26 protein-coding genes are annotated in these 24,461 nt (G+C 69.1%); 13 read left to right on the top strand and 13 right to left on the bottom strand.

The window, feature by feature from the left end; translation table 11 throughout:
* The first annotated feature begins 116 nt into the window (after positions 1–116).
* Positions 117–896, top strand: a complete 780-nt coding sequence (locus WDU99_RS05680; protein WP_337331473.1) for an SDR family NAD(P)-dependent oxidoreductase — start codon at positions 117–119, stop codon at positions 894–896.
* Between the two features lie 56 nt (positions 897–952).
* On the opposite strand, the gene WDU99_RS05685 is transcribed toward WDU99_RS05680, so the two are convergent.
* Entirely contained in the window at positions 953–1,540 is a 588-nt protein-coding gene (locus WDU99_RS05685) for a PadR family transcriptional regulator (protein WP_337331474.1), read from the bottom strand.
* A gap of 58 nt (positions 1,541–1,598) precedes the next feature.
* Here WDU99_RS05685 and WDU99_RS05690 point away from each other — a divergent pair, with 58 nt between their 5' ends.
* The 8 genes from WDU99_RS05690 to WDU99_RS05725 all read left to right on the top strand — a co-directional run bounded on the left by WDU99_RS05690 (position 1,599) and on the right by WDU99_RS05725 (position 9,461).
* Entirely contained in the window at positions 1,599–2,534 is a 936-nt protein-coding gene (locus tag WDU99_RS05690) for an alpha/beta hydrolase (protein WP_337331475.1), read from the top strand.
* The gene (locus WDU99_RS05695; protein ID WP_337331476.1) at positions 2,531–4,132 is read left to right on the top strand and encodes a flavin-containing monooxygenase; all 1,602 of its coding nucleotides are present in this window, start codon (positions 2,531–2,533) and stop codon (positions 4,130–4,132) included. Before WDU99_RS05690 ends, WDU99_RS05695 begins: the two co-directional genes overlap by 4 nt.
* Positions 4,133–4,220: 88 nt before the next feature.
* Positions 4,221–4,961, top strand: a complete 741-nt coding sequence (locus WDU99_RS05700) for an SDR family NAD(P)-dependent oxidoreductase (RefSeq protein WP_337331477.1) — start codon at positions 4,221–4,223, stop codon at positions 4,959–4,961.
* The gene (locus WDU99_RS05705) at positions 4,958–5,398 is read left to right on the top strand and encodes a nuclear transport factor 2 family protein (RefSeq protein ID WP_337331478.1); all 441 of its coding nucleotides are present in this window, start codon (positions 4,958–4,960) and stop codon (positions 5,396–5,398) included. Before WDU99_RS05700 ends, WDU99_RS05705 begins: the two co-directional genes overlap by 4 nt.
* A gap of 76 nt (positions 5,399–5,474) precedes the next feature.
* Entirely contained in the window at positions 5,475–6,812 is a 1,338-nt protein-coding gene (locus WDU99_RS05710) for an MFS transporter (protein WP_337331479.1), read from the top strand.
* Positions 6,809–7,969 (top strand): NADH:flavin oxidoreductase/NADH oxidase, encoded by a 1,161-nt coding sequence (locus WDU99_RS05715; RefSeq protein WP_337331480.1) that lies wholly within the window; start codon positions 6,809–6,811, stop codon positions 7,967–7,969. The genes WDU99_RS05710 and WDU99_RS05715 overlap by 4 nt, the downstream gene beginning before the upstream one ends.
* 65 nt (positions 7,970–8,034) lie before the next feature.
* The gene (locus tag WDU99_RS05720; protein WP_337331481.1) at positions 8,035–8,937 is read left to right on the top strand and encodes a TIGR03619 family F420-dependent LLM class oxidoreductase; all 903 of its coding nucleotides are present in this window, start codon (positions 8,035–8,037) and stop codon (positions 8,935–8,937) included.
* Between the two features lie 44 nt (positions 8,938–8,981).
* A complete protein-coding gene (locus WDU99_RS05725) occupies positions 8,982–9,461 on the top strand; it encodes a nuclear transport factor 2 family protein (protein WP_337331482.1) in 480 nt (159 codons plus the stop codon).
* A 53-nt stretch (positions 9,462–9,514) separates the two neighbouring features.
* Here the strand turns inward: WDU99_RS05725 and WDU99_RS05730 are convergent, their stop codons facing one another.
* The 5 genes from WDU99_RS05730 to WDU99_RS05750 all read right to left on the bottom strand — a co-directional run bounded on the left by WDU99_RS05730 (position 9,515) and on the right by WDU99_RS05750 (position 14,364).
* A complete protein-coding gene (locus WDU99_RS05730) occupies positions 9,515–9,964 on the bottom strand; it encodes a nuclear transport factor 2 family protein (RefSeq protein ID WP_337331483.1) in 450 nt (149 codons plus the stop codon).
* Positions 9,961–10,710 (bottom strand): hypothetical protein, encoded by a 750-nt coding sequence (locus tag WDU99_RS05735; RefSeq protein WP_337331484.1) that lies wholly within the window; start codon positions 10,708–10,710, stop codon positions 9,961–9,963. Before WDU99_RS05735 ends, WDU99_RS05730 begins: the two co-directional genes overlap by 4 nt.
* A gap of 111 nt (positions 10,711–10,821) precedes the next feature.
* Positions 10,822–12,552 (bottom strand): cytochrome b/b6 domain-containing protein, encoded by a 1,731-nt coding sequence (locus tag WDU99_RS05740; protein ID WP_337331485.1) that lies wholly within the window; start codon positions 12,550–12,552, stop codon positions 10,822–10,824.
* Between the two features lie 65 nt (positions 12,553–12,617).
* On the bottom strand, positions 12,618–13,586 hold the full coding sequence (locus WDU99_RS05745; protein ID WP_337331486.1) for an electron transfer flavoprotein subunit alpha/FixB family protein: 969 nt from the start codon (positions 13,584–13,586) through the stop codon (positions 12,618–12,620).
* A 1-nt stretch (position 13,587) separates the two neighbouring features.
* Positions 13,588–14,364 (bottom strand): electron transfer flavoprotein subunit beta/FixA family protein, encoded by a 777-nt coding sequence (locus WDU99_RS05750; protein ID WP_337331487.1) that lies wholly within the window; start codon positions 14,362–14,364, stop codon positions 13,588–13,590.
* A gap of 170 nt (positions 14,365–14,534) precedes the next feature.
* Here WDU99_RS05750 and WDU99_RS05755 point away from each other — a divergent pair, with 170 nt between their 5' ends.
* From WDU99_RS05755 to WDU99_RS05765, 3 genes are read left to right on the top strand one after another with little or no spacing between them, the layout of a single operon-like run.
* Complete coding sequence (locus tag WDU99_RS05755) at positions 14,535–15,071, top strand: MarR family winged helix-turn-helix transcriptional regulator (RefSeq protein WP_337331488.1); 537 nt, start codon at positions 14,535–14,537, stop codon at positions 15,069–15,071.
* A complete protein-coding gene (locus WDU99_RS05760) occupies positions 15,071–15,529 on the top strand; it encodes an SRPBCC family protein (RefSeq protein WP_337331489.1) in 459 nt (152 codons plus the stop codon). The genes WDU99_RS05755 and WDU99_RS05760 overlap by 1 nt, the downstream gene beginning before the upstream one ends.
* Before the next feature lie 9 nt (positions 15,530–15,538).
* Positions 15,539–15,982 carry a YdeI/OmpD-associated family protein gene (locus WDU99_RS05765; protein ID WP_337331490.1) on the top strand — a complete coding sequence of 148 codons (444 nt, stop codon included), beginning with the start codon at positions 15,539–15,541 and terminating at the stop codon, positions 15,980–15,982.
* 13 nt (positions 15,983–15,995) lie between these two features.
* Here the strand turns inward: WDU99_RS05765 and surE are convergent, their stop codons facing one another.
* The 4 genes from surE to WDU99_RS05785 all read right to left on the bottom strand — a co-directional run bounded on the left by surE (position 15,996) and on the right by WDU99_RS05785 (position 19,126).
* A complete protein-coding gene (gene surE, locus WDU99_RS05770; protein WP_337331491.1) occupies positions 15,996–16,739 on the bottom strand; it encodes a 5'/3'-nucleotidase SurE in 744 nt (247 codons plus the stop codon).
* Positions 16,736–17,725 (bottom strand): 1-phosphofructokinase family hexose kinase, encoded by a 990-nt coding sequence (locus WDU99_RS05775; RefSeq protein WP_337331492.1) that lies wholly within the window; start codon positions 17,723–17,725, stop codon positions 16,736–16,738. The genes surE and WDU99_RS05775 overlap by 4 nt, the downstream gene beginning before the upstream one ends.
* Before the next feature lie 163 nt (positions 17,726–17,888).
* Positions 17,889–18,326, bottom strand: coding sequence for a putative immunity protein (locus WDU99_RS05780; RefSeq protein ID WP_337331493.1), 438 nt, complete (start codon positions 18,324–18,326; stop codon positions 17,889–17,891).
* Positions 18,327–18,334: 8 nt separating this feature from the next.
* Positions 18,335–19,126, bottom strand: a complete 792-nt coding sequence (locus tag WDU99_RS05785; RefSeq protein WP_337331494.1) for an enoyl-CoA hydratase-related protein — start codon at positions 19,124–19,126, stop codon at positions 18,335–18,337.
* 135 nt (positions 19,127–19,261) lie between these two features.
* Here WDU99_RS05785 and WDU99_RS05790 point away from each other — a divergent pair, with 135 nt between their 5' ends.
* The gene (locus tag WDU99_RS05790) at positions 19,262–20,545 is read left to right on the top strand and encodes a threonine/serine exporter family protein (protein ID WP_337331495.1); all 1,284 of its coding nucleotides are present in this window, start codon (positions 19,262–19,264) and stop codon (positions 20,543–20,545) included.
* A gap of 43 nt (positions 20,546–20,588) precedes the next feature.
* Here the strand turns inward: WDU99_RS05790 and mmsB are convergent, their stop codons facing one another.
* From mmsB to WDU99_RS05805, 3 genes are read right to left on the bottom strand one after another with little or no spacing between them, the layout of a single operon-like run.
* The gene (mmsB, locus tag WDU99_RS05795; protein WP_337331496.1) at positions 20,589–21,476 is read right to left on the bottom strand and encodes a 3-hydroxyisobutyrate dehydrogenase; all 888 of its coding nucleotides are present in this window, start codon (positions 21,474–21,476) and stop codon (positions 20,589–20,591) included.
* Positions 21,473–22,669 (bottom strand): acyl-CoA dehydrogenase family protein, encoded by a 1,197-nt coding sequence (locus tag WDU99_RS05800; protein WP_337331497.1) that lies wholly within the window; start codon positions 22,667–22,669, stop codon positions 21,473–21,475. The genes mmsB and WDU99_RS05800 overlap by 4 nt, the downstream gene beginning before the upstream one ends.
* Complete coding sequence (locus WDU99_RS05805; protein ID WP_337331498.1) at positions 22,669–24,180, bottom strand: CoA-acylating methylmalonate-semialdehyde dehydrogenase; 1,512 nt, start codon at positions 24,178–24,180, stop codon at positions 22,669–22,671. The genes WDU99_RS05800 and WDU99_RS05805 overlap by 1 nt, the downstream gene beginning before the upstream one ends.
* Between the last annotated feature and the right edge of the window lie 281 nt (positions 24,181–24,461).

Consider the following 24,461-nt stretch of genomic DNA (forward strand, 5'->3'; position numbering starts at 1 on the left):
TCGTTGAGTAGAGCGACCAAACGCTTGCTTAGTAAATCACACCCGAGAGCACTCGGGCAATGCCCAACCGGTCAATTGCTTGGTAACGGTTCGGACAAGCTGTTACATTCCGAGTCATGGACACGACTCGCAGCCCTCAAGCCCCGGAATTTCGCACTCTACCCGGCATCGCCGTCGTGACAGGCGGCAGCGGTGGCATCGGAGCCGCCGTCGCGCGCCGGCTGGTCGCCGAGGGCGTCAAAGTGGCAGTCACCTACCGGTCCACCCGGCCGGACGACCTTCTGGACGAACTCGGGTCCGGCGTCGAGGCCCACCACCTCGACGTGCGCGACGACAGCACTGCGCGCGCCCTGGCCGACGATCTCAGTTCCCGACACGGCGGTGTGCACACCGTCGTGCATTCGGCCGGTCCACATGTGCCGATGGTGCACCTCTCGAAGGTGCCCGTCGCCCAGTTCGCGCGACAGGTCGATGAAGATCTCGTCGGCTTCTTCGCGGTCGCGACGGCTTTTCTCCCCGCGCTGCGCGAGTCGTCCGGCTCTCTGACAGTCGTGACGAGCGCCGCGACGCGGCGCTACCCGCTGCGCGATGGCCTTTCGGCCGCCCCCAAGGGCGGAGTCGAGGCGCTGGCCAGGGGGCTGGCTGCTGAAGAGGGCCGCTTCGGCGTGCGCGTGAACTCCGTGGGTCCGGGGATGCTGTGGGACGGCATGTCGGCACGCCTGATGGCATCCGGCGACCTCGATCAGCGCGCGCTCGACGCCGCGATGAGCAACATCCCGCTGCGCCGCTTCGGCACCGCCGATGACATCGCGGCCGCAGTCAGTTTCCTGGCCTCCCCGCAGGCCGGGTTCATCACCGGGCAGAAGCTCGACGTCGACGGCGGTTTCGGAGTCTGACCCGGGCCGCCCGCGCAGGATCCGGTGCCCCCGGACGTCGCGGACCCCGACAGCGCTCACGCGTCCAGGCGCTCCAGCAGCCAGTCGATGCGCGCGGCCTCATCTCGCGAGAACCTCTCCGACCACTCCAGCGCTATGCCGGAGAAGCGCCAGGCGGACTCGCGCTGGGCACCGCGGGCATGCGCTTCTGCCGCATCTGCGGTGCGCAGCGCCTGATCGCGGTAGGCGCGAAGGCTCGCACGCAGCCGGTCGAGGTCCCCATTGTGGGCGGCCCACAGGCGCAGGATGTGCGAGTGCTTGAGCACGACGGGCTCTGGCGGCACCTCATCAGCCCAGCGGCGGATGACCCGGCGCCCGAGTGAAGTGATCGAGTAGAGGCGACGGCTCTTGGCCGCGTGTGTCTGCTCGACTCGGGACGTCGCCAGCCCCAACCTCTCGAGCCGACGCAACTCGGTGTAGATCTGGCTCTGCGAGGGGGCCCAGTAGAAGAACGCCAGGCTCTGGTCCGCCCACCGCTTGACGTCGTACCCCGAGAGCTCACTGTCGAACGAGAGGATGCCGAGCACCGCCCAGCTCGTGGCCGGCAGCTCGGGCAGCTCGGATGTGACCTCATCGGCGCTCACTTGACCTCCATGGAAGAGCATGGCATATTCCTGATCATACTATGACTGTTAGTCATATTCTTTGATCGAAGGAGATCCGGTGTCCGAGACCGCCCGCATGCTGGCGCTGCTGAACGAGACGTTCCCCGACCTGACGCGGATGGCCCCGGAGGACGCCCGCCGGGCGGCCGATGCCCGCATCCGCCCCGCCGCCGCCGATAAGGCGGTCAACGCCGAGGATGTGACGGTGGATGCCGGCACCCATCGTCTTGAGGTTCGGGTGTACCGTCCGCACGTGACGGCTCCGGACGCACCCGTCACCGTGTACGCGCACGGCGGCGGCTTCCTGCACGGATCGATCATCGGGCACGATGGATTCTGCCGCCGCTGGGCGCAGAGCACCGGCGGCACCGTCGTGTCGGTGGAATACCGGGTCTCGACACAGGCTCCCCCTCCCGCGGCTCGCGACGACCTCGTCACTGCAGTGCGCTGGGCGCAGCAGGCCGCACTCGCCGACAACGGCGTCATCCTCGCCGGCGACAGCTCCGGCGGCAATCTCGCCGCGGGGGCGGCGATCGTGCTGCGCGACCTGGGCGAGACCCCGGTCGTCGGCCAGGCGCTGCTGTACCCGTTTCTGGACCCGACGATGTCCACCGAGAGCCACCGCACCCGCGCCACCGGATACTTCGTGACCGACGCACTGCTCTCTTACTACTGGCAGGTGTATGTCGGCGCGGGTCGCGAACCCGCCGACGCCGCAGCCGACGCCGACGTCACTCCGCTCGCCATCGCCGATCTGACCGGACTCCCTCCCGCCGTCGTCGTCACCGCGGGCCTCGACCCGCTCTGCGACGAGGGCATTCAGTACGCGAGCCGTCTCCGCGCCGCGGGCGTGCCGGTCGTGGAGCGCCACTACCCTGGCCAGTTCCACGGGTTCCTCACCATTCCGGACTACGGGCCGGCCTCCAGCGCCTCCGAGGTGCTGTGGGCCGACCTGCGCCACCTCTCCCACACCCTGACGAAGGAGTCACGATGACCGCTCCCGCCCACGACCTCATCATCGTCGGCGCCGGCTTCGCCGGCATGTACACGACCGTCCACGCCGTGCGTTCGGGGCTCGACGTGCTCGGCCTTGAGGCGGCATCCGACGTCGGAGGCACCTGGTACTGGAATCGCTACCCCGGTGCGCGCTGCGACGTGGAGAGCATCGACTACTCGTTCTCATTCGACGACGACCTGCAGCGCGAGTGGCGGTGGACCGAGCGCTACGCGACCCAGCCCGAGATCCTGCGGTATCTGAACCACGTCGCCGACCGCTTCGAAGTGCGACCGCACTACCGCTTCAGCGAGCGCGTCTCCTCGGCCGTGTGGGATGAGTCGGGGCAGATGTGGAACGTGCAGACCGAGTCGGGTCTCGAGACCTCCGCGCGCTGGCTCGTCATGGCGACCGGCGGACTGTCGCAGCCGCAGCTGCCGGATATCCCCGGACGCGATGACTTCGCCGGCGAGGTGCTGCAGACCTCCGCCTGGCCGGATGCCCCGGTCGACCTGCGCGGCAAGCGGGTCGCCGTGATCGGGACCGGGTCTTCGGGCGTACAGCTCATCCCGACGATCACCGATGCGGCATCCGAGGTCACCGTCTACCAGCGCAGTGCGAACTACAGCGTCCCGGCATTCAACCGCCCGATCGACGACGCCGAGTGGGCCCTCCAGCAGCAGAACCTCCGGCATCGGCGCGAGCTGTCATGGAACGGCGCCGCCGGCTCCCCCTGGACGACTCAGCCGGTCCCGTACGCCGAGGCGGACGACGCGGAGCGCGCGGCGATCTTCGAAGAGAGCTGGACCCGCGGCGGTGTGCTGTTCGCCAAGGCGTTCAACGGGCTGACTGTCGATCCCATGATCAATGATGCGGCGCGCGCGTTCTTCGAGCGCAAACTCGCCGAGAAGGTGTCCGACCCGGAAGTGCGCGCCGCACTGACGCCGCGCGACCACGCCGTGGGCACCAAGCGGATCTGCACCGACAGCGGCTACTACGAGGCCTACAATCTCGATCACGTCTCGCTGATCGACCTGCGTCGCGAGCCGATCGAGCAGATCACTGCGGATGGCATCCGCACTTCCGCGCGCCTGCGCGAACACGATGTCATCATCTACGCGACCGGATTCGATGCGATGACCGGCGCACTCACCGCGATCGACATCCGCGGGCGAGGCGACCGCTCGCTGCGCGAGGAGTGGAGAGGATTCCCGTCGACGTATCTCGGAGTCGCATTGCCCGGATACCCCAACCTGCTGGTGCTCAACGGTCCCGGCTCGCCCAGTGTGCTGTCGAACATGGCGCTCACCTCCGAGCAGCAGGGCGATTACGCGCTGCGCCTCATCGACCACTGCCGGCGCAAGGGGTACAGTTCCGCCGAGGCGATGGCGGATGCGGCTCGCGAATGGACCGCGCACGGGCTCGAACTCGCCGAGAAGACTCTGTTCGGCTCGGCGCGCTCCTGGTACACCGGGGCGAACATCGCCGGCAAGGCACGTGGCTTCCTGCCGTACATCGGGGGCTTCCGCACATACATCGATCATTGCGACAAGGTGGCGGAGGCCGATTACCCGGGCTTCGTCATGACCAGTCGCTGACGAAAGCGAGGTCCGGTCGCCGGGTTGCCCTCGCCGACCGGACCGGACTAGAGTCCAAACAAGCAAACGCTTGTGCAAAGGAGCAGCGGTGAGCAGAGACTTCGGATTCCCCGCGGGTGAGGCGGTGCTCATCACGGGCGCCGGCAGCGGCATCGGACGGGCGACGGCGTTGCGCGCCGCAGAGCTCGGCCTGTCGCTGAGCCTCTGGGACCTGGACCCGACCGGACTCGAGACGACGGCGGAACTGGTGGGCTCCCATGCCCCGCGCGTGCACACCTGGGTGGCCGACGTCTCCGACGACGACGCGGTGCAGACCGGCATGGCCGACGCGGTCGCCGCACTCGGCAGCATCCGCTACCTGCACAACAACGCAGGCCCGGCCTCGGCATCCGCCATCCCGTTCGACCGTGCCGTGGAGATCAGCGTGGGCAGCGTCCGCCGCGTGACCGACGCCTGGGCCGCGGCCGGTCCTGGCGAGGGCGCGGCGATGGTCGCGACGACCTCCATCGCAGGGAATCTGCTCGGTACCGACAACGCATGGTATTCGGCCTCCAAGGCTGCGGTGATGGGATACGTCCGACACCTGGCGTCGTACCGCGCAGGCGAGTTCCGCTCCAACGGCGTCGCTCCCGGCATGACAGACACGCCGCGCCTTGCCGGCTTCGCGGCCAGTGAGACCGGGCAGCGGGTGCTTCAGCGCATCCCCCTCAAGCGCATGGCGACACCCGACGACATCGCCTGGGCGACCCTTTTCCTGCTCTCCCCGCTCGCCTGCTACATCAACGGCGTCTATCTGCCGGTCGACGGCGGCTGGACGGTGACCCAGTGAGCGCCGACGCGGGCCTGCGAGCAGCCGCCGACCGCGTCGAGATCGCGATGCTCATCGCGCGCATCGCCCAGCACGCCGACTTCGGCACTCCGGAGGAGTACATCGCGTGCTTCACCGAGGATGCCATGTGGGAGCTCGCCGATTCCGGCGGCCTGCCGATGTCCGGCGGAAGGGTCGAGGGACGCGACGAGATCCTCGCCGGCGTCCATTCGCGACGCGCCGACGGCATCCAGGGTCCCGGATCCCACACCCGGCACGACGTCTCGAGCATCGTCGTGGACGTGGAGGGCGACATCGCCCGCTCGCGCTCTTACTTCCGCTACTACACCGGCACCGACGCCGTCCCTGCGATCGTCGCACTGGGCATGTACAGCGACGCGTTCGTCAGAGGCGCAGATGGCTGGCAGCTCCGCCAGCGCGTCATCACGCGCAGCTGATCGTCGGCGAGGGGACGTGACGGAGGGTCGGGAGCGGCATGAGCGTGTTGTGATCGCGCTGCTCGCAGGCTGCGGCATGCTCAGCTCGCTGCAGTTCACCCTCGTGGTGCCGGTCCTGCCGCGCATCCCCGAACTGCTGGGCACGAGTGCGGCCGACGCCTCGTGGCTGATGACGATCACTCTGCTCATCGGGGTCGTCGGCACGCCGGTGATCACGCGACTCGCCGACATGCACGGAAGGCGGCGGATGCTGCTGACCGCACTGGGGCTGCTCGTCGGCGGCTCCTTCTTCGCGGCCGTCGTCCCCGGATTCGCGGCGGTGATGATCGGGCGTGCGCTGCAGGGATTCGGCACCGCCGTGGTTCCCATCGGGATCGCCCTGATGAGCGCAACCGTCTCGCGTGACCGCGCCACTCTGGGCATCGCGCTGATGAGCGGCACCCTGGGGATCGGCTCCGCCCTCGGACTCGCCGTTGCAGGCCCACTCGTCGCCTGGGGTGGACTGTCGACCATCTTCTGGGTGTCCGGCGCCATCGGGGCTATCTTCCTCGTGCTGGTGCTGCTGCGGATCCGCGAGACCCCGGCCGCTTCGTCGGGGCGGTTCGACCATCTCGGCGCCGTGCTGCTGGCCATCGGACTGACCGCTCTTCTGCTCGCGATCTCGCGCGGGCAGGCGTGGCAGTGGACGAGCCCGATCACCCTGGGTCTGATCGCCACCGCCGCGGCGGTGCTGCCGCTCTGGCTGCTGTGGGAGCGGCGTCACCCGCATCCGATGATCGACGTGCGAATCGCGATGACGTCCCCCGTGCTGCCAATCAATCTCGCCTCGTTCGTCGCCACCTTCGGCATGTACGCCAACCACCTGCTCACCACGCAGGAGGCCCTCTCCCCCTCGGCCACCGGATACGGCCTGGCTGCGGCCACCGCCACCGCCGGCGCCTATCTGCTGCCGTCTGCCGTCGTGATGGTGCTGCTCTCGCCGATCGCGGCGCGCGTCATCTCGCGCTTCGGGGGCCGCGTCGCGCTGATGCTCGGCGCGGGCATCATGGCAGGCGCCTTCGTCTTCCGGATGCTGGTGCATTCCGACCCGATCGCGGTGATGATCGGCTCCGGACTGGTCGGCGTGGGCGTGGCCTTCGCTTTCGCCGCAATGCCCTCACTCATCACGGCCTCCGTGCCATCCGACCAGATCGCCGCCGCCAACGGCGTGAACTCCGTTGTGCGCACCCTGTCGGGTGCCGTCGCCGCCGCCTTGTTCGCCTTCGTCATCGCCACCCTCCCGTCACCGGTCGATGATGCCTACCTCTCGCACTTCGCGCTGGTGCTGTCCTTCGGGACAGCCGCAGCGTGCGGCATCATCACCGTAGTGATCGCCGCCTTCCTCCGTCTGCCCGAGAACAAGGAGCACGCATGACCCTCTTCAGCCCGCTCACGGTCCGCGACGCGACCCTGCCCAACCGCGTCGGTGTCTCGCCGATGTGCATGTACTCCTCGACCGACGGGTTTCCCGACGACTTCCACGTCGCCCATCTCGGCCGGTTCGCCCTCGGCGGCGCCGGACTCGTCATCGCCGAGGCCACAGCGGTCCACCCGGTCGGGCGGATCTCGCCGTTCGATGCCGGCATCTGGGACGACGCGCACATCCCCGGATGGCGTCGTGTCGCCGACCTGGTGAGCAGGGCGGGCTCGGTGCCAGGCATCCAACTCGGCCACGCCGGGCGGCGCGCCGCCGTGCGCGAGCCGTGGCGGGCGGGCGCTCCGCTGGACGACGCGGATGCGACCGCCGGTTTCGGCGCCTGGCCGCTCGTCGGACCCTCGGAAATCCCCGCCGGACCGGGTCACCAGGTGCCCGCCGAGATGACGGTCGCCGAGATCGCCCGCTCGGTGCAGGACTGGCACGACGGCGCCGCAAGGGCGATGCGGGCGGGCTTCCGTTTCGTCGAGCTGCATGGCGCCCATGGCTACCTGTTGCACTCCTTCCTCTCCCCGGTGTCGAACCGCCGCACCGATGCCTATGGCGGCAGTGCCGAGAACCGACTTCGGTACCCGCTTGAGGTGGTCGCGGCGGTGCGCGAGGCGATCGGCGACGGCATCCCGCTGTCTTACCGGATCTCGTCCGTCGACGGCGCCGAGGGTGGCCTGGAACTCGACGACCTCGTCGAGGTCGCGCGCCGCCTCGCGGCTGCCGGCGTCGACATCATCGACACGTCCTCGGGCGGCATCATCACCGACCGTTCCTCCGACACCCGGGTGCGCCGCGGATTCGCGTTCCACGCCGACTTCTCGCGACACATCCGCCGCGAGGTCGACGTGCTCACCGCCACCGTCGGCTTCGTGGTCGACCCGGTGCAGGCGAACCTGCTCCTCGAGCACGGCGACGCCGATCTGGTGCTGCTCGGGCGGGAGATGCTCGACGACCCGAACTGGGCGCACCGCGCGCGCCTGGCGCTGGGCGACGACTCACACGCGTCCTGGGATGTCCGGTTCGGCAGCGCCCTGGGGCCGCGTCACCGCACGCTCGGGCGGCTGGCGGAGGCTGGAGAGACACCGCTCAGTCGCTTCGAGGGCTAAACGGGCATCGGCCTTTGGCTTCGAACAAGCAAGCGCTTGAGTCACCAAGAAACGAGTCCACTGCGATGAGCAATCGAACGAAACGGCGCCTCGCGCTGAACCTCATGTCCACAGAGCGATTCGGTGACGGAACTTTCGCAGCCATCCTCGACAACGCCAAGCTTGCCGATGCCCTTGGCGTGGACGTCCTCGTGCTGCCTGATCACGTCGCCATACACGAGACCGCACGGTCTGATCGCGAGGGATTTCCGCACTCATTGGACGCCCAGTGGTTCGAGCCGCTCACGTCTTTGGCCGCAATCGCCGCCGTCACGGTGCACGCGCGACTCAGCATGAATGTGCTCGTCGCACCCCTCCGTCCGGCGGTGCTGCTCGCTAAGCAGATCGCGACTCTCGACGCGATTTCCTACGGTCGCGTTGAGGTTGCGCTCGGCGCGGGCTGGCAGAGAGAGGAGTTCGAAGCAACCGAGCGCGTATTCGATGGACGATTCGGCGTGCTTGAGGAGCAGATCGAAGTATGTCGCGCCCTGTGGGCTGGCGGCCCCGCCTCCCACCACGGCCCGCGAGTCGATTTCGATGAGCTGCACAGCTATCCCCTGCCGCCGCAAGGCATCGATCTTCCAATTCTGCTGGGTCTGAAACTCACCGAACGAGGTATCAGACGGATCGGAGACCTCGCACAAGGGTGGGCAGCACCACCCATGCCCATGCAGGAGTTCTCAGATTCGGTCGCGAAGCTGAACGCCGCGAACACCGAGCGTGAGCGCTTGAAGGTCACGGCTGCGGTCACATTGCCTTTGGATAGCTCTTCGCCGCGCGCCCAGGGCATTTCTCATCCGCTGGATGAGGCGCTCGCCCTGTGGGAGGCGGGCGCCGACACGGTGATCGTGCATCCTCTCATGTTCTGCAACTCCCTCCGTGATCTCGCGACCTTTCTCGAACCTCTGCTGGAAGCACGTGACTCCTGACGCCCGAAAGTGTCACAACTGGCCTGTTGAATGGAAATCTGTCTATGGAAGAAGCATTCCGCGCAATCGCGGACGATCTTGAGATCCGAAATCTCGTGGCACTGCTCGCACAATATGCTGATGGATCGAAGAATATCGAGGATTACCTCGACCTGTTCACCGAGGACGCGATCTGGGAATATTCAGCGCCGCCGCAAGCTGACGAGGTTCCTGAGCGCGAGGCCCATCGCCTGGTGGGACGCGACGCGATAGAGAGAGACCGGCGTCGACTGCGCGCGGTCGGCTTCCAAGGTCCCGGAACGCGAACCTTCCATCTGAACACGACACTCGCCGTTCGCCTGACCGGCCCCGATTCCGCTGAGGCGACTTCGTACTTTCTCTACGTGGACGGGAATCAATCGCCAGCTGTGATCCCGATCATGGGCACGTATAGCGACACCTTCGTGCGCGTCGGAACACGCTGGAAGCTGAAACATCGCGTGGCGGACCCCAGTGCGACCTCAGCCGTGCCCACGTTGGAGTGAGCCCGGGAGGCGGTATCGCACAGAGGCTGCGAAAGTCGGGACACCCCGCCGCTTCACGAACTGAGCAGCTCACGCGCGGCCGCAGCGCCGTCCAGCAGACGGTTGATGCGGCGCCGCACGCGCCACCCCTCGGTCGCGCGCACGAGCTCCCACCGGTTCGCACTCACGCGCTCGCCGATCCACCGCTCGCCGTCGTGCAGCATGACGAGCGAGTGGGTGATCGCCACAGCCTCGTCGTCGCTGATCTCGATCCTCGGCGCCGAGAGCACGTGTGCGCAGCCACGACGCATGTACTCGACGTGCGACGCGAGCCCGGTGAGACCTCGGATGCCGTCTGCATCCAGCACGGTCTCGTCGAACTGGTACGTCCCATCTTCCGCCCAGAGCTCAGCGACCGCCTCGCCGTCGCCGGAGTCGACAGCAGGTCCGTAGCGAGCGATCAGGTCGGCGATCTCGATGCGATCCTCGAGCGCGCGCAGGCGGCGCTCCAGCGCGGCGCTCACCAGTCCTGCCAGGGGATGATGGTCGACACAGGAGCCGAGAGCACGACCTCTCCGGGCCCGGTCGGGAATCGCTCCTCGACCGCGTGCAGCTGCGGAGTCACCGCAACCGGATCGTCCTCGAGATAGATCAGGCGGATGCGGTGACTTCCGGGGGCATCCGCTGCAGACGATTCGAACGGCAGCGACGAGTGCCGCTGCGGATGACTGTACGAGAACGTCCAGACGCCCGCGACGCCGGCGACGTCGAGGAGCGCGGGGATCACCTGCTGATCTTCGCGGCGGTGCGCCTCGTGCACGTCCGCGGCGTGCGGGTCCTCGAACCGTGTCAGCGTGATGTGTACGCCGCGGTTCGGTCGGTACGGCAGCACCTCGGGCGCGACGAGCGCTCGGGGTGCGGCGTAACTCTTGACCGGCTTGAAGAACGCGAGCATAGGACGTCGGATGCCGGGAATGAGCGGCCCGCGACCCCATTGGAACGACGCCTCGCCGAGGGCATCCCATTCCGCCACCGACTGCTCGACCGGCTCGCGGAACCAGTACATCGCGACGAAGTCGACCTCTCCGGCGAGCGTGCCCGCGCGCAGCGCGGTCGTCTCAGGACGCAGCTCCCACCGGTCCCCCCACGCTACCCCGGGCAACGCGAGGTTCTCTGGCCGATGATCGAGCTGATGCCAGCGGTTGTACTCGCCGTGCAGAGCACGGTCATCCAGGCTGACGAGAGAGAAGAAGGCGAGTGGCGCGAACACGTCGCCAGTCAAGCGCTTGCTTGGCCAAAAGTCAAGAGTCCGGTGCCGTTCGCAGACGCCAGAACGGCGCCCCCGGTCCGGGGGCGCCGTTCTGCGTCTTCGAGGCTCGCCTCAGCGCCCGGACACCTGCCCGAACAGCTTCGCGATCGGGGCGAGCACCAGCGGACGTGCGGCGAACCAGCCGGCCGCGATGACGACCATGGCTGCGACGAACACCCAGAAGCCGGTCCAGACGCTCGCGTAGGCTGTGCCGTCGACCGAGCCCTGCGCGGCGAACATGTGGTTGAGGTTGCGCAGCGCTCCGGTGAGGAACACGAGCGCGACGTGCACGATGATGAACGCGACGAAGTACAGCATGACCGGGAAGTGCAGCGCACGCGCCCACTCGACCGGGTACGCCTTCGAGAGCTTCTCGGCCTTCTTCGGCCACAGGCCCGACATGCGGAACCCGGTGATCGCGGCCAGCGGCGCGGCGATGAACACGGTCGCGAAGTACGCCAGCTGCTGCAGGCTGTTGTAGTTGACCCAGCCGTTGTCGGTCGGCCAGTCGAACGAGACGTACTGGAGCCCAGCCGACAGCGCGTTGGGGAACACCTCCCAGCTGGTGGGCACGATCCTCGCCCAGTGCCCGGTCACGATGAGCAGCACGACGAAGACGACGCCGTTCACGAGCCACAGGATGTCGAGCGCCTGGTGGAACCAGAGCGTGAGGCTGATCTTGCCCTTGCCGTTGCCGCGAGGTGTCCAGAACGCCGTCGGGCGCTTCTCGCTGCGCACGCGCAGGCCGGAGCGGATGATCAGCACCATCAGGAACATGTTGAAGAAGTGCGCCCAGTTGGCCCACGGTGCGAAACCGGGCTCGACCTCGATCGCGGGGTGATACTCGCCCGGGTAGGCCGCGAGGAAGTCCTGCATGAACGGGAGGCTGAGGAAGGTCCGCACGAAGAACACGGCTGCCACGGCGAGCAGGCCCAACGACGCCAGACCGATGAGACCGCCGATGGCCTGCGGCCACGCCGGACGCAGCTTCGACGGCTCAGGCAGCGGCTCAGCCGCATGCCGCGGCGCCCGACCCTGCCAGACCGTCCGGGTGAACGGCAACGGCGTGGAGACATCGGTCTCCTCGACTCCGGAGCCGGCCGAAGGAGCCACGACACCAGCCGAAGCAGCAGGCGTCACGACAGCATCCGCTGCAGTTTCCTGCGTCTGCGCCACCGATGGGTGCAGCGGTTGCGAGGAAGTGTCGCGGATGCGCGCCGCACCCGCGGGCGGCCACGGGTCGCCACCGGCGACGCGCGGCAGACCACGACGGAGCGCAGCACCCTCGGTGGTCTGCGCGACAGCATCCGACTGCACGGCGCTCGGCTGGGCGGCACCCGCCTGCGGGGCGACAGCACCGGATGCTGTCGACTGCACGGGCTGTTCACCCGGCGTTCCGGTGCTCTCGGCGAGATCCCGCGCATTCGATGCAGCGGTCGCCGCACCGGCTGCAGCGGCGGCACCCGCCGGAGGCCAGGGATCGCCACCTGCGACGCGGGGAAGGCCGCGACGCAGGGCTCCGCCCGAGCTCGCGGGAGCAGCAGCCAGGGGCGCAGACGCTGCAGCCACCGGCGCGGGGGCAGCAGCCACGGGCGCAGCACTATCCGCGGCGACAGGCGCGGCGGGTGCACCGCCTGCTGCCGACTGCACGGGCTCTTCACGCGAAGATCCCGTGCTCTCGGCGCCCTTCGTCTCGCTGCGCTCGCTCAGGAACCGGTCCTGCATGGGTGCTGCGCCCTCCACCGTCGTGGCGGGAGGCCAGGCCTCGCCGCCCTTCACCCGCGGCAGGCCACGGCGCAGCATCCGCCCTTCACTTCGACTCGCTGACGCTCGCTCAGTACGAGCGACAGGCTCCGGAACCGCCATGGTTACTTCTTCCGCGCTTCGAGTGCCTCGATCAGCTGCGGCACGACCGTGAAGACGTCACCGACGATCCCGAAGTCGGCGACGTCGAAGATCGGCGCCTCGCCGTCCTTGTTGATCGCGATGATCGTCTTGGCGGTCTGCATTCCCGCGCGGTGCTGAATCGCACCGGAGATGCCGAGCGCGATGTACAGCTGCGGCGACACCGAGACGCCGGTCTGGCCGACCTGGTGCGCGTAGGGGATGTATCCGGCATCCACCGCGGCACGCGAGGCGCCGACGGCCGCACCGAGCGCGTCAGCCAGCTGCTCGACGAGCACGAACTTCTCCTTCGAGCCCAGACCGCGCCCGCCGGAGACGACGCGGGTCGCGCCGCGCAGCTCGGGACGCGAGGAGGTCTTCTCCTCGGCGGCGATCTCGCCGGCGGTCGCGGCGACGGCATCGGATGCTGTGACCGAGAGTTCCTCGACGTTGGGCGTCGCAGCCTCGGCACGGGCATCCACGGCGCCCTGACGGACCGTGACGACCGGGACGCCGAACGTGGGCGCCGAGTCGGTGAGGAACGAACCCCCGTAGACGGAGTGCTGAGCGGTCACGCCCTCGTCATCGCGGGCCACGCCGATGGCATCCACCGACAGCGCGAGCTTCTCGCGCACGGCGAATCGACCGGCGACATCGCGACCGGCGATCGAGTTCGAGATCAGCACGGCATCTGGCTGCACCTGCGCGTAAGCGGCCTGCAGCGCGTCCACGACGGGCACCGTGAGCGCCGACGCATCACCGGCGGCGGTGAGCACGACCTGCGCACCGGCGGCGGCCGCAGCGTCCGAGGCCGCCGGACTGCCACCGACGATCAGCGCGACCGGCGCGCCGATGGTCGAGGCCGCGCCGATGAGCGCCGCGGTGCTGCTGGCTGCGGCGCCTGCGGGGTCGACGTCGACGAGGACGAGGATCGGGTTCGCGGGGTACGCCATGTCACACCAGCCTGTTCTGCGCGAGGAACTCGACGAGCTGAGCGGCGGCATCGCCCTCGTCGGTGATCTTGACACCGGCCGCCCGCGGGGGCTTCTCCGAGACGGTCGTCATGATCGAGCGGGGGGCGAGGGCCGGATCGGCCGACACCTCGAGGTCGGCGAGCGAGAGCACCTCGAGGGGCTTCTTCTTCGCCGCCATGATGCCCTTGAAGTTCGGGAAGCGGGCGTCGGGCAGCGCCTCGGTGATCGAGATGACCGCGGGCAGCGGGGCGGTGACCTGCTGCGTGCCGTCGTCTCCGGTGCGGGTGCCCGTGACCTGGCCGTCGGAGATCTCGACGGCGCTGAGCGCGGTCGCCTGCGCGAAGCCGAGGTGCTCGGCGAGCATGGCGGGGATCACGCCGCCCGACCCGTCGGTCGACAGGTTGCCCGTGATCACCAGGTCGGGTTCGCCGCGGCGAATCGCTGCGGCGAGGGCCTCGGCCGTCAGTGTGAGGTCGGCGCCACGCAGCTCCTCATCCACGATGTGCACCGCCGAGGCTGCGCCGATCGCGAGTGCGCGACGCACCGATGCAGTGGCCGACTCGGGCGACATCGACAGCGCGACCACCTCGGTACCTGCGTTCTTGTCGGCGTAGGACAGTGCGACTTCGAGCGCGCGTTCGGTGATCTCGTCGAGCACGACGTCACCGGCCCCACGATCTGCGAGCCCTGTCTCCAGGTCGAGCTTTCGGTCACCGTAGGTGTCTGGGACTTCCTTCACCAGGACGTAGATCTTCATCGAGCCTCCTCACGCCGGATTCGAGTCTATCCGGCCATTTTCCACGCACCCAATCCCATTGCACGACGGCTATGTAGCCAATGCGCCAACAGAAGCCCCCTCGAATGGGAAATATTGCATGGAATGTATACATTGCGGGCATCCGATATCCGAGCCGATAGCGTGGCCTCATGGCTCGCCCTCGCCCCCTTCCCATCGACCCGCTCGCCGAGGCGAAGCGGCAGTGGCTCGCGCACGGCTGGACGGATGCCGCCGAGGGCATGGCCGTGGTCACATCGATCATGCGGGCCCAGCAGCTGCTGCTGGCGAGAGTGGATGCTGCACTGAAGCCGTTCGGTGTGACCTTCGCGCGCTACGAGGTGCTGCGGCTGCTGGCCTTCAGCCGCTCCGGCACGCTGCCGCTGTCGAGTGTGGTGGCCCGTCTGCAGGTGCACGCCACGAGTCTGACCAGCACGGCCGAGCGCCTGGTGCGCGACGGCCTGGTGCGCCGCGACCCGCACCCGCACGACGGCCGCGCCGCGCTGCTGTCGCTGACCGATGCCGGCCGCGACCTCGTCGAACGCGCCACTGCTGCGCTGAACACCGAGGTGTTCTCCTCCCCCGGGCTCGATGCCGGTGACGCCAAGGAGCTGGTCGGCATCGTCGCCCGGCTGCGCAAGAACGCCGGCGACTTCACCGACCCTCGCCCGCTGCCCGAGCCGCTCTGATGCCGCAGTTCGTCCTCGAGCGGTTCATCCCCGCACCACCCGAGGCGGTGTTCGACCTGTCGCTCGATGTCGGCCTGCATCTGGCATCCCAGCGCCGCCACCGCGAGCGCGTCGCCGCAGGGCGCACCACGGGCAGGCTCGAGGAAGGCGAGCAGATCACCTGGAGTGCACGCCACTTCGGGCTGCGCTTCCAGATGACCTCGATGGTGTTCGACGTCGAGCGACCCCACCGGTTCCGAGACCGGCAGACGAAGGGCCCCTTCGGCTCGTTCCTGCACACGCACGAGTTCGCCGCCGCCGATGGCGGAACCCTCATGCGCGACACGATCGAGTTCCACTCGCCCCTCGGATCGATCGGCGCACTCGTCGACAAAGTCGTGATGCGCCGTCACCTCATCCGCGTCATCACCGAGCGCAATGACGGCATCAGCAGCCACTTCGCCGCGCTCCGCACATAGGATCACCGCATGACCGAACTGCACCTGCACACCGTCCTCGAGCCGATGGGGCCCGCCGGCGCGATCGTCCTCGACGACGATCAGGTCGCGAGCCTGAGCACCGCCAAGACGTTCCCCGTCGTCGTGACGATCGGCGAGCGCACTGCACGACTGCGACTGGCGCGCATGGGCGGAAAGAACCTCATCGGCTTCAGCAAGGCCGTCCGCGCCGAGATGGGCGTGGAGCTGGGCGACGAGATCGACGCGGCGATCACGCTCGACAGCGCTGAGCGGACAGTGGAGATCCCCGACGGGCTCGCCGCGGCGCTGGCATCCGATCCCGCCGCGAGAGCGGCGTTCGACGCGCTCTCGTACTCGCGTCGCAAGGAGATCGCGCGCTCGGTCGCCGAGGCGAAGCAGGATGCCACGCGCGAGCGCCGCATCGCGAAGGCCATCGCCGACCTGCGGGTCTGACAACCCCGGACGGTTACTGGAGCAGGTCGAGCCGTACGTCGGAGACGGCATCCAGGCCACTCACCGTGACCCAGCCGTCGGCGAGGTAGGCGGCATCCGTCCCCGGTTCGGGCGCGTTGGGCAGGTCCTCCACGGCGAGGCGGATGTCGTGCTCACCCTGCTGGGTCAGCGTGGTCTGCACGATTCCGAACGGCGCCAGCGATGCCTCGACGACGCCGCGCGGCTCGGCGGTGTTGGGCACGTTCACGTTGATGACGGTCCCCCGCGGCCGTTCGAGCAGCTCGGGCATGAGTCCGGTGACCGCGCGTGCCGCGGACTCCCACCGGAACTCGGTCGGCGACATGCCGACATCGAGTGAGACGGCGATGCCCCATGCCCCGTTGAGTCCGCCGGTGAGCGCGGCACCGACTGTGCCGGAGTGCAGGATGGCCCGGCCGACGTTCGCCCCGTGGTTGATGCCGGACGCCACCACGTCGGTCGGTTCGCCGAATGCACCCCGGGCGGCGATCAGCGCGATCAGTCCTGGTCCGCCGTGCACCGCGAAGGTCGGCACCGTCTCGAGCCCCTCGAGCGTGCGCCGGTCCACGGCGATGCGGCCGCCGTCATCGGCTGCCATGATCGACGCACTCGATCCACTCGACTGGGTGACGGGCGCGGCGATGACGACGTCCATGCCGTGCTCCAGCAGCGCGGATGCCAGCACATGCAGGCCCGGCGACTCGATGCCGTCGTCGTTCGTGACCAGCACCCGGGTCATGAGTCGTCCTCCTGACCGGCCAGGGCCGCCAGCCCGTCGGGGCTCACCCGCGCGCTGGTGCCGGCATCCTCCTCGTGCACGGTTCGGGTGCCCACGCGCTCGCGCAGTCCCGCGATCGTCTCGGCGTCGCCAGTACCCAGCCCGTGTCGGGTGACGTTCATGGCGCCCGCGGCAGCCCCCAGCGTGACCGCCGCCCGCGGCGGCTCGCCGCGCACCATCCCGGCGACGACTCCCGCCGTGAGCGAGTCACCGGCCCCGCGACTGTCGGCGACCTCCAGCTTGGGCGGTGTGATCTCGAGCACGCCCTCGTCATCGAGCAGCAGCAGCGGGTCTCCCGCGCGGGTGACGATCACGGTGCGGGCACCGCGCTCACGGAAACGATGCATGGCGTCGACCACACCGGCGACGGACTCGTCCTGCAGACCGTGTTCACGCAGCTCTTCATCGCTGATCTTCAGCACGTCGACGCCGCCCTCCAGCGAAGCGTCGAGCCGCTCGCCGGCGAGGTCGACGACCACCGTGCAGCCGGCCGGGCGCAGGTCCGCCGCCAGTCGTCGATAGGTGTCGGCCGGCAGCACGTCGTCGTCGGCGGGACCGCTGAGGATCACGATCTCGGACCGCATCCCCTCGCGGATGACCGCGGTGTAGAGCTCGTCCAGGTCGTGCCGTTCGAGGGGGTCGCCGCTCTCCTCGCCGACCGTGACGCGCTCTCCGTCGCGGCGGTCCTGCACGTAGGCGGATCCGCGCCCCTGCCGTTCGATCGCGACGACGCGGATGCCGTCATCCTCGAGCAGATGCCGGATGACCTCCCCGGCCTCCCCCGCGAGGGTGCAGCACATCGTCACCGAGATGCCGAGTCTCCGCAGCATCCGCGCCTGCCACACACCCTGACCGCCGGCATGGATATGGATCTGGTCGTCGCCGCCGGCGCTCTCGACTGTCACGGTGAGGGTCGGCGAGGGGGCGAAGATCGTCACGTCGCTCATGGCAGCGACGCTACTTCGCTCCACGACTCAGGGGCACCCCCTTGCGCCGGCGCGGATCGGCGTCGTAGGAGGCGTCCTTCGTCTCGCTGACGCTCGCTCAGGAACCGGAACAACCCAATCGGCGCTCGCTCAGGAACCGGGTTGACTCAGGAACCAGGCCGGCTCAGTCGCCGTCGTACACGTACCGGTCGAAACGCGCGGGCACGCGCATGCGCTGCCACGCGAGCTCCTCGTCGCGGCGCGACCGGTCGCCGGGGAACGCCTTCGCCGTGTATCTCGGCACCTGCCGGGCGTGGCCGGCCATGTGGGCGACGGCAGCGGCCTGCCCGCACACCCGCGCCGCGGCGACGGCAGCCGCGTCGGCGGCCTCTCGTGCGGCCGCATGGCTGCCGAATGAACGCTCGCGCACCTCTTCGATCTCGAGTTCGCCGCGCAGGAACGCCTGTGCGGCATCGAGCGCCTCTCGGGGCCGGGAGTCGTCGGGACGCTCCGCCACGAACAGCGGCAGCAGCCGCTCCGCGCACGCGACCGTCCATTCCACGAGTTCGCGGCGGTCGGCCTCGGGGAGCCTCAGGTCTGCGTCGTCGGGCTGCGTGCTCACGATGATGCTCATCGGTGTGCGAAGTGAGGGGGGCGCTTCTCGCGGAAGGCGGCCATCCCCTCCTTCTGGTCGGCGGTGTCGAACAGGGCGGCGAACTGCTGCTTCTCGACGGCGAGGCCGTCTTCGAGCGACGTCTCCATGGCGGCATCCAGCGTCGCCTTCGCCGCGTACAGCGAGGGCAGCGACTTCGACGCGATCGTGTCGGCGAGCGTCGTCGCCTCGGCGAGCAGCTCGGTCGCCGCCACCACGCGCGAGACGAGGCCGATGCGCTCGGCCTCGGCCGCATCGATCATGCGGCCCGACAGGATGAGCTCGGCCGCCTTGTAGTAGCCGACCGCGCGGATGAGACGCTGCGTGCCGCCCATGCCCGGCACGACGCCGAGGTTGATCTCGGGCTGACCGAAGCGGGCCGAATCAGCGGCGAGGATGATGTCGCACATCATCGCGAGTTCGCAGCCGCCGCCCAGTGCGTAGCCCGACACGGCGGCGATGACCGGGGTGCGCACCGCGGCGAACCGGGTCCATGCGCCGAAGTGGTCGGTCTCGAGCATCTCGGATGCTGTCTTCGACTCCATCTCCTTGATGTCGGCACCGGCGGCGAAGGCCTTCTCGGAGCCCGTCACGACGATCGCGCCGATACCGGAGTCGGCGTCGAACGCCTCGGCCGCCACCGCGACCTCTTCCGAGACCCGGCCGTTCAGGGCGTTGAGGGCCTGCGGCCTGTTGAGGGTGATCCAGCCCACTCGCCCTCGCTGTTCGACAAGGATCGTCTCGTACTCGGTGACGTTCTGTTCAGGCATATCCGCTCCCTCCGCCGCGACGCTGCGGCACCTCCAGTATTCCAGGTGCGGGCGGCACCGGGCTCCGCCACCGGTCACATGACGCCAGGGCGGTGGGCATTGTCCGACCGGAGACACCGACACAGAATGGTTGCGATGCGATTCTCACGGAGTGCTCCGGATACCTCGGCGCGAATCCGCGCGATCCTCGATCTCGCCATCCGCCTGGCCATGGTCATGTGGGGCTCCGGCTCGGGCGCGCAGGAGACGACCGAGGCGATGAGCGCGGTCACCCGGGCCTACGGCCTGCGCAACATCGACGCGGATGTCAGCCCCGGCTCGGTGGCCCTCACCTGGACCAACACGAGCACCGACGAGTCGATCTCGCGGCGCCACAACCTGCCGGCCCGTCGCCTCGACTACACCCGCCTCACCGCCGCGGCCGCGCTGCACGGTCGAATCGTCGGTCGCCGCGTGGAACTCGAAGAGGCGGCGAAGCAGCTCTCCCGGATCCGCGTCGCCCGACCTCCGGTCCCCGCAGCCGTCCGCCGCATCGGCTGGGCCGTGCTCGGCGGCGGCGCGACCGTGCTGCTCGGCGGCGGACCGCTCGTCGCCGGCGTGGCCTTCCTCGCCGCACTGCTGATCGACACCCTGCTGGCCACGCTGCAGCGCCGACGTGTGCCGCTGATGTTCTGCACCTTCATCGGCGGCACGATCGGTCCGCTCGCCGCCGTCCTCGTGGGGATCATCGATCCGGAGGCCTCGGCCACCCTCGTCGTCGTCTCGACCGTCATCGTGATGCTCGCCGGCGTCACCGTGCTCGGCGGGGTGCAGGACATCCTCACCGCGTACTACATCACCGGACTCGCCCGCCTGATGGAGGCCGTCATCGCCACGACCGGCATCGCCGCGGGGGTGATCGCGTCCTCTCTGCTGCTGGAGGTGCTCGGTGCCCCGGTGGCGATCAGCGTGACCGAGGCGCGCCCCGAGCAGACACCGCTCGTCGCGCTGATCGCCGCGATCGTGATGGCACTCGGCTTCGCCCTGGGCACCGCCACGCCGTGGCGGGCGTTCTGGGGCGTCGTCGTGGTCACGGCCGCCGGCGAGGGCATTGCCGTGATCTGCGCGCGCGCCGGGCTCGACGCCGTCTGGACGGCCGCCCTCGCCGCGATCGCCGTCGGCGCCGGGGCGTCGCTGATCACCCGGGCGACCCGCACTCCTGCGCTGCCGCTCATGGTCGCGGGCATCGTGCCGATGCTGCCCGGCCTGGTGCTCTTCAACGGGCTGATGCAGCTCACCGCGTCTTCGGTCGCGGGACTGTTCGACACCTTCGCCGCGGCGGCGATCGCCGCCGCGCTGGCATCCGGCTCCATCTGCGGGCACTACCTGGTGCGGATGCTGGTCGGACGCCGTCGCGCCGTGCGGCTCAGCAAGTTCTGAGGCGCGCGGCCTCTGATGCGAGCGGGCAGCTGCGAGCCGTGCCTCACCCCTCGCCGGCACGGATGTCGGTGATGATGCCCGAGAAGTCCCGGGTCGCACCATCGCCGTCGGCGAACGCCGCGTAGATCTGCTGCGCGAGCCGGCCCATCCTGGCATCCGTCGAGGTCTGCTCGATCGCCTGCAGGGCGAGTCCCAGGTCCTTGGCCATCAGCGAACCCGCGAAACCAGGCTGGTAGTCGCGGTTCGCGGGGCTCGTCGGCACCGGTCCTGGCACGGGGCAGTTGGTCGTGATCGACCAGCACTGACCGGACGCCTGGGAGACCACATCGAACAGCGCCTGATGCTCGAGTCCGAGGCGCTCGCCGAGCACGAAGGCCTCGGCGACGGCGATCTGCGAGACCGCCAGCACCATGTTGTTGCATACCTTCGCGGCCTGGCCGAGACCAGGTCCGCCGCAGTGCACGATGCGCTTGCCCATGACCTCCAGCAGCGGCAGGGCATCGGCGAAGTCAGCATCCGATCCGCCCACCATGAACGCGAGGGTGCCGTTCTCGGCACCCACCACGCCTCCCGAGACGGGGGCGTCGATGTTGCGGTGGCTCGCGGCGAGCGCGAGCTCGTGCGCGGCGCGCGCCTCGTCGACCGCGATCGTCGACGATTCGATGAACAGCGTGCCGGGTGCGGCCGCGGCGAGCAGCTCGTCCTGGTAGGCGGCGATCACGTGCCTGCCGGCGGGGAACATCGTGATCACGACCTCGGCGTCTGCGACGGCCTCCGCCCCGCTCGCGGCGACCGGGATGCCCGCGGTGCGCGCAGCGTCGATCGCCGCGGGCACCAGGTCGAAGCCGTGCACCTCATGCCCCGCGGTGACGAGGTTCTTCGCCATCGGCAGGCCCATGTGCCCCAGGCCGAGGAAGGCGATGCGGGTCATGATGCGCTCCGCATCGAGGCGGAGCCGGCGGGACGCAGCATCTCGCGTCCGACGATGAGTCGCATGATCTCGTTCGTCCCCTCCAGGATCTGATGCACCCGCAGATCACGGACGACCTTCTCGATCCCGTAGTCCTGAAGGTACCCGTAGCCGCCGTGCAGCTGAAGGGCACGGTTGGCGACGTCGAATCCGGCATCCGTCGCGAAGCGCTTGGCCATGGCGCAGCGCATCGTGGCATCCGGCGCCTTCTCGTCGACGGCCTGTGCACCGTCGCGCACCATCAGCCGCGCGGCCTGCAGGTCGGTGCGCATGTCGGCGATCGTGAACAGGATCGACTGCTTCTCGGCGAGCGGCTCGTCGAAGGCGACTCGCTCGTGCACGTACTGCAGGGCCCGCTCGAGCGCCCACTGCGCGCCGCCGAGCGAGCAGGCGGCGATGTTGAGTCGGCCGCCGTTGAGGGCTGACATCGCGATCGCGAAGCCACGGCCCTCGTCGCCGAGCAGGGCGGACGCCGGAACGCGCACACCGTCGAGGATCACCTGACGCGTGGGCTGTGCGTGCCAGCCCATCTTCTTCTCAGGGGCTCCGAAGCTGAGGCCCTCCGCGTCACCCGGCACCAGGAACGCGCTGATGCCCTTCGCCCCCGAATCTGCGGCGCCGGTGCGCGCCATGACCACGTAGACACCCGCCTCGCCGGCGCCCGAGATGAACTGCTTGACACCCGTGAGCACGTAGTCATCGCCGTCGCGCACGGCGCTGGTGGCGATGTTCGCAGCATCCGATCCGGCGCCGGGCTCGGTCAGGCAGTACCCGCCGAACTGCTCCATCGCGGTCAGGGGCGGCAGCCACTGACCACGCTGCGCGTCGTCGCCGTAGCTGTCGATCATCCACACGACCATGTTGTGGATCGAGATGTACGCGGCGATCGTGGGGTCGCCCTTGGCGAGCTCCTCGAAGATCGCGACGGTATCGACACGTCCGAGACCGGTGCCGCCGAACTCCTCGCGGATGTAGATGCCGCCCAGACCCAGCTGACCGGCCCGGCGCAGGGTCTCACGCGGGAACAGGTGCTTCTCGTCGCGCTCGGCGGCGTGCGGGGCGAGCTCGGTCTCGGCGAACTCCCGCACGGCGCCGAGGATGGCCTCGCGCTCCTCGGCCGTGACCGTCGTGGTGTCGGGATCGATCATGGTCATCAGTGCCCCTCCCCCGTCGTCGACGGCATCACGAAGCTCGCGCCCTCGCGGATGCCGGAGGGCCAGCGGCTCGTGACCGTCTTGGTCTTCGTGTAGAAGCGGAAGCCGTCGGCGCCGTGCTGATTGAGATCGCCGAAGCCGGACGCCTTCCAGCCGCCGAACGTGAAGTGCGCGATCGGCACAGGGATGGGCACGTTCACCCCGACCATGCCGACGTTCACGCGCGCGGCGAAGTCGCGCGCGGCGTCGCCGTCGCGGGTGAAGATGCCGACGCCGTTGCCGTAGGGGTTGTCGGATGCCAGCGCGAGCGCCTCCTCGTAGTCGGCGGCGCGCACGACCGACAGCACCGGACCGAAGATCTCCTCGCGGTAGATCGACATGTCGGTGGTGACGTGATCGAACAGCGTCGGTCCGAGGTAGAAGCCGGACTCGTGGCCCGACACGACCAGTCCACGTCCGTCGGTCACGAGGCTCGCCCCGGCATCCACCCCCTCCTGGATGAGTCCCTCGACGCGGGCCTTGGCGGCCGCCGTCACCAGCGGACCGTAGTCGACGTCGTCCTGCGAGCCGGGTCCGACCCGCAGCCGGCCGATGCGCTCGGTGAGCTTGGCGACGAGCGCATCGGCGGTCTCCTGGCCGACCGGCACGGCGACCGAGATGGCCATGCAGCGTTCGCCCGCCGAGCCGAAGCCCGCGCCGATGAGCGCGTCTGCGGCCTGGTCGAGGTCGGCGTCGGGCATGATCACGAGGTGGTTCTTCGCACCGCCGAAGCACTGGGCGCGCTTGCCGTTGGCCGTGGCCGTGGCGTAGATGTACTCGGCGATCGGCGTGGATCCGACGAAGCCGACCGCCTGGATGCGCGGGTCGGTGAGGATCGTGTCGACCGCCTCCTTGTCGCCGTGCACCACGTTCAGCACGCCGGCGGGCAGACCCGCCTCGCGGAACAGCTCGGCCAGCCGCACCGGCACCGAGGGGTCACGCTCGGAGGGCTTGAGCACGAAGGCGTTGCCGCTGGCGAGCGCCGGGCCGGCCTTCCACAGCGGGATCATGGCGGGGAAGTTGAACGGCGTGATGCCGGCCACCACGCCCAGCGGCTGACGCATCGAGTACACGTCGATGCCCGTGCCGACCTCGGCGGAGTACTCGCCCTTGAGCAGGTGCGGGGCGCCGATGCAGAACTCGATCACATCGAGCCCGCGGATGACATCGCCCTTGGCATCCTCGAAGGTCTTGCCGTGCTCGCTCGAGAGCAGGCGTGCCAGCTCGTCCATGTTCTGATGCGCGAGCTCGACGAAGCGCATCATCACGCGGGCGCGCTTCTGCGGACTGGTGGCCGCCCAGGCCGGCTGTGCCGCGGCGGCGTCGTCGATCGCCGCGCGCACCTCATCGGCGGTGGCGAGCGGAACGCGCGCCTGCACGGCTCCCGTGCTCGGATCGAACACGTCGGCCACGCGGCCTCCGGTCGACTCCAGCGGCTTTCCGCCTACGTAATGGGGGACAAAACGAGTCATTGTGTGACGCTCCTCTGTGCCGTCGTTGGCACAGTGCCCATGGTACTCGGCCCACAGACGATTTACTAGGGAGCCCTAGTATCGGCCTCGGCGGGTCCGTCACCCGCTTCTCGGAGGCGGGATTCCACGACTGTGCAGGAAGACTCAGAGGGGCGTTCTCCGATCGTTCACCGAGTGGCCACCTGGGGCGCTTAGAAATGTTCCTGCGCGGATGAAGGCTGATCGGAATCGGGTGTCGTCGGACTCCGCGTCGCGGTGAGTGCGATCTCTGCCTCCCGCCG

It is taken from the genome of Microbacterium bandirmense (genome assembly GCF_037204185.1).
GTDB lineage: Bacteria > Actinomycetota > Actinomycetes > Actinomycetales > Microbacteriaceae > Microbacterium > Microbacterium bandirmense.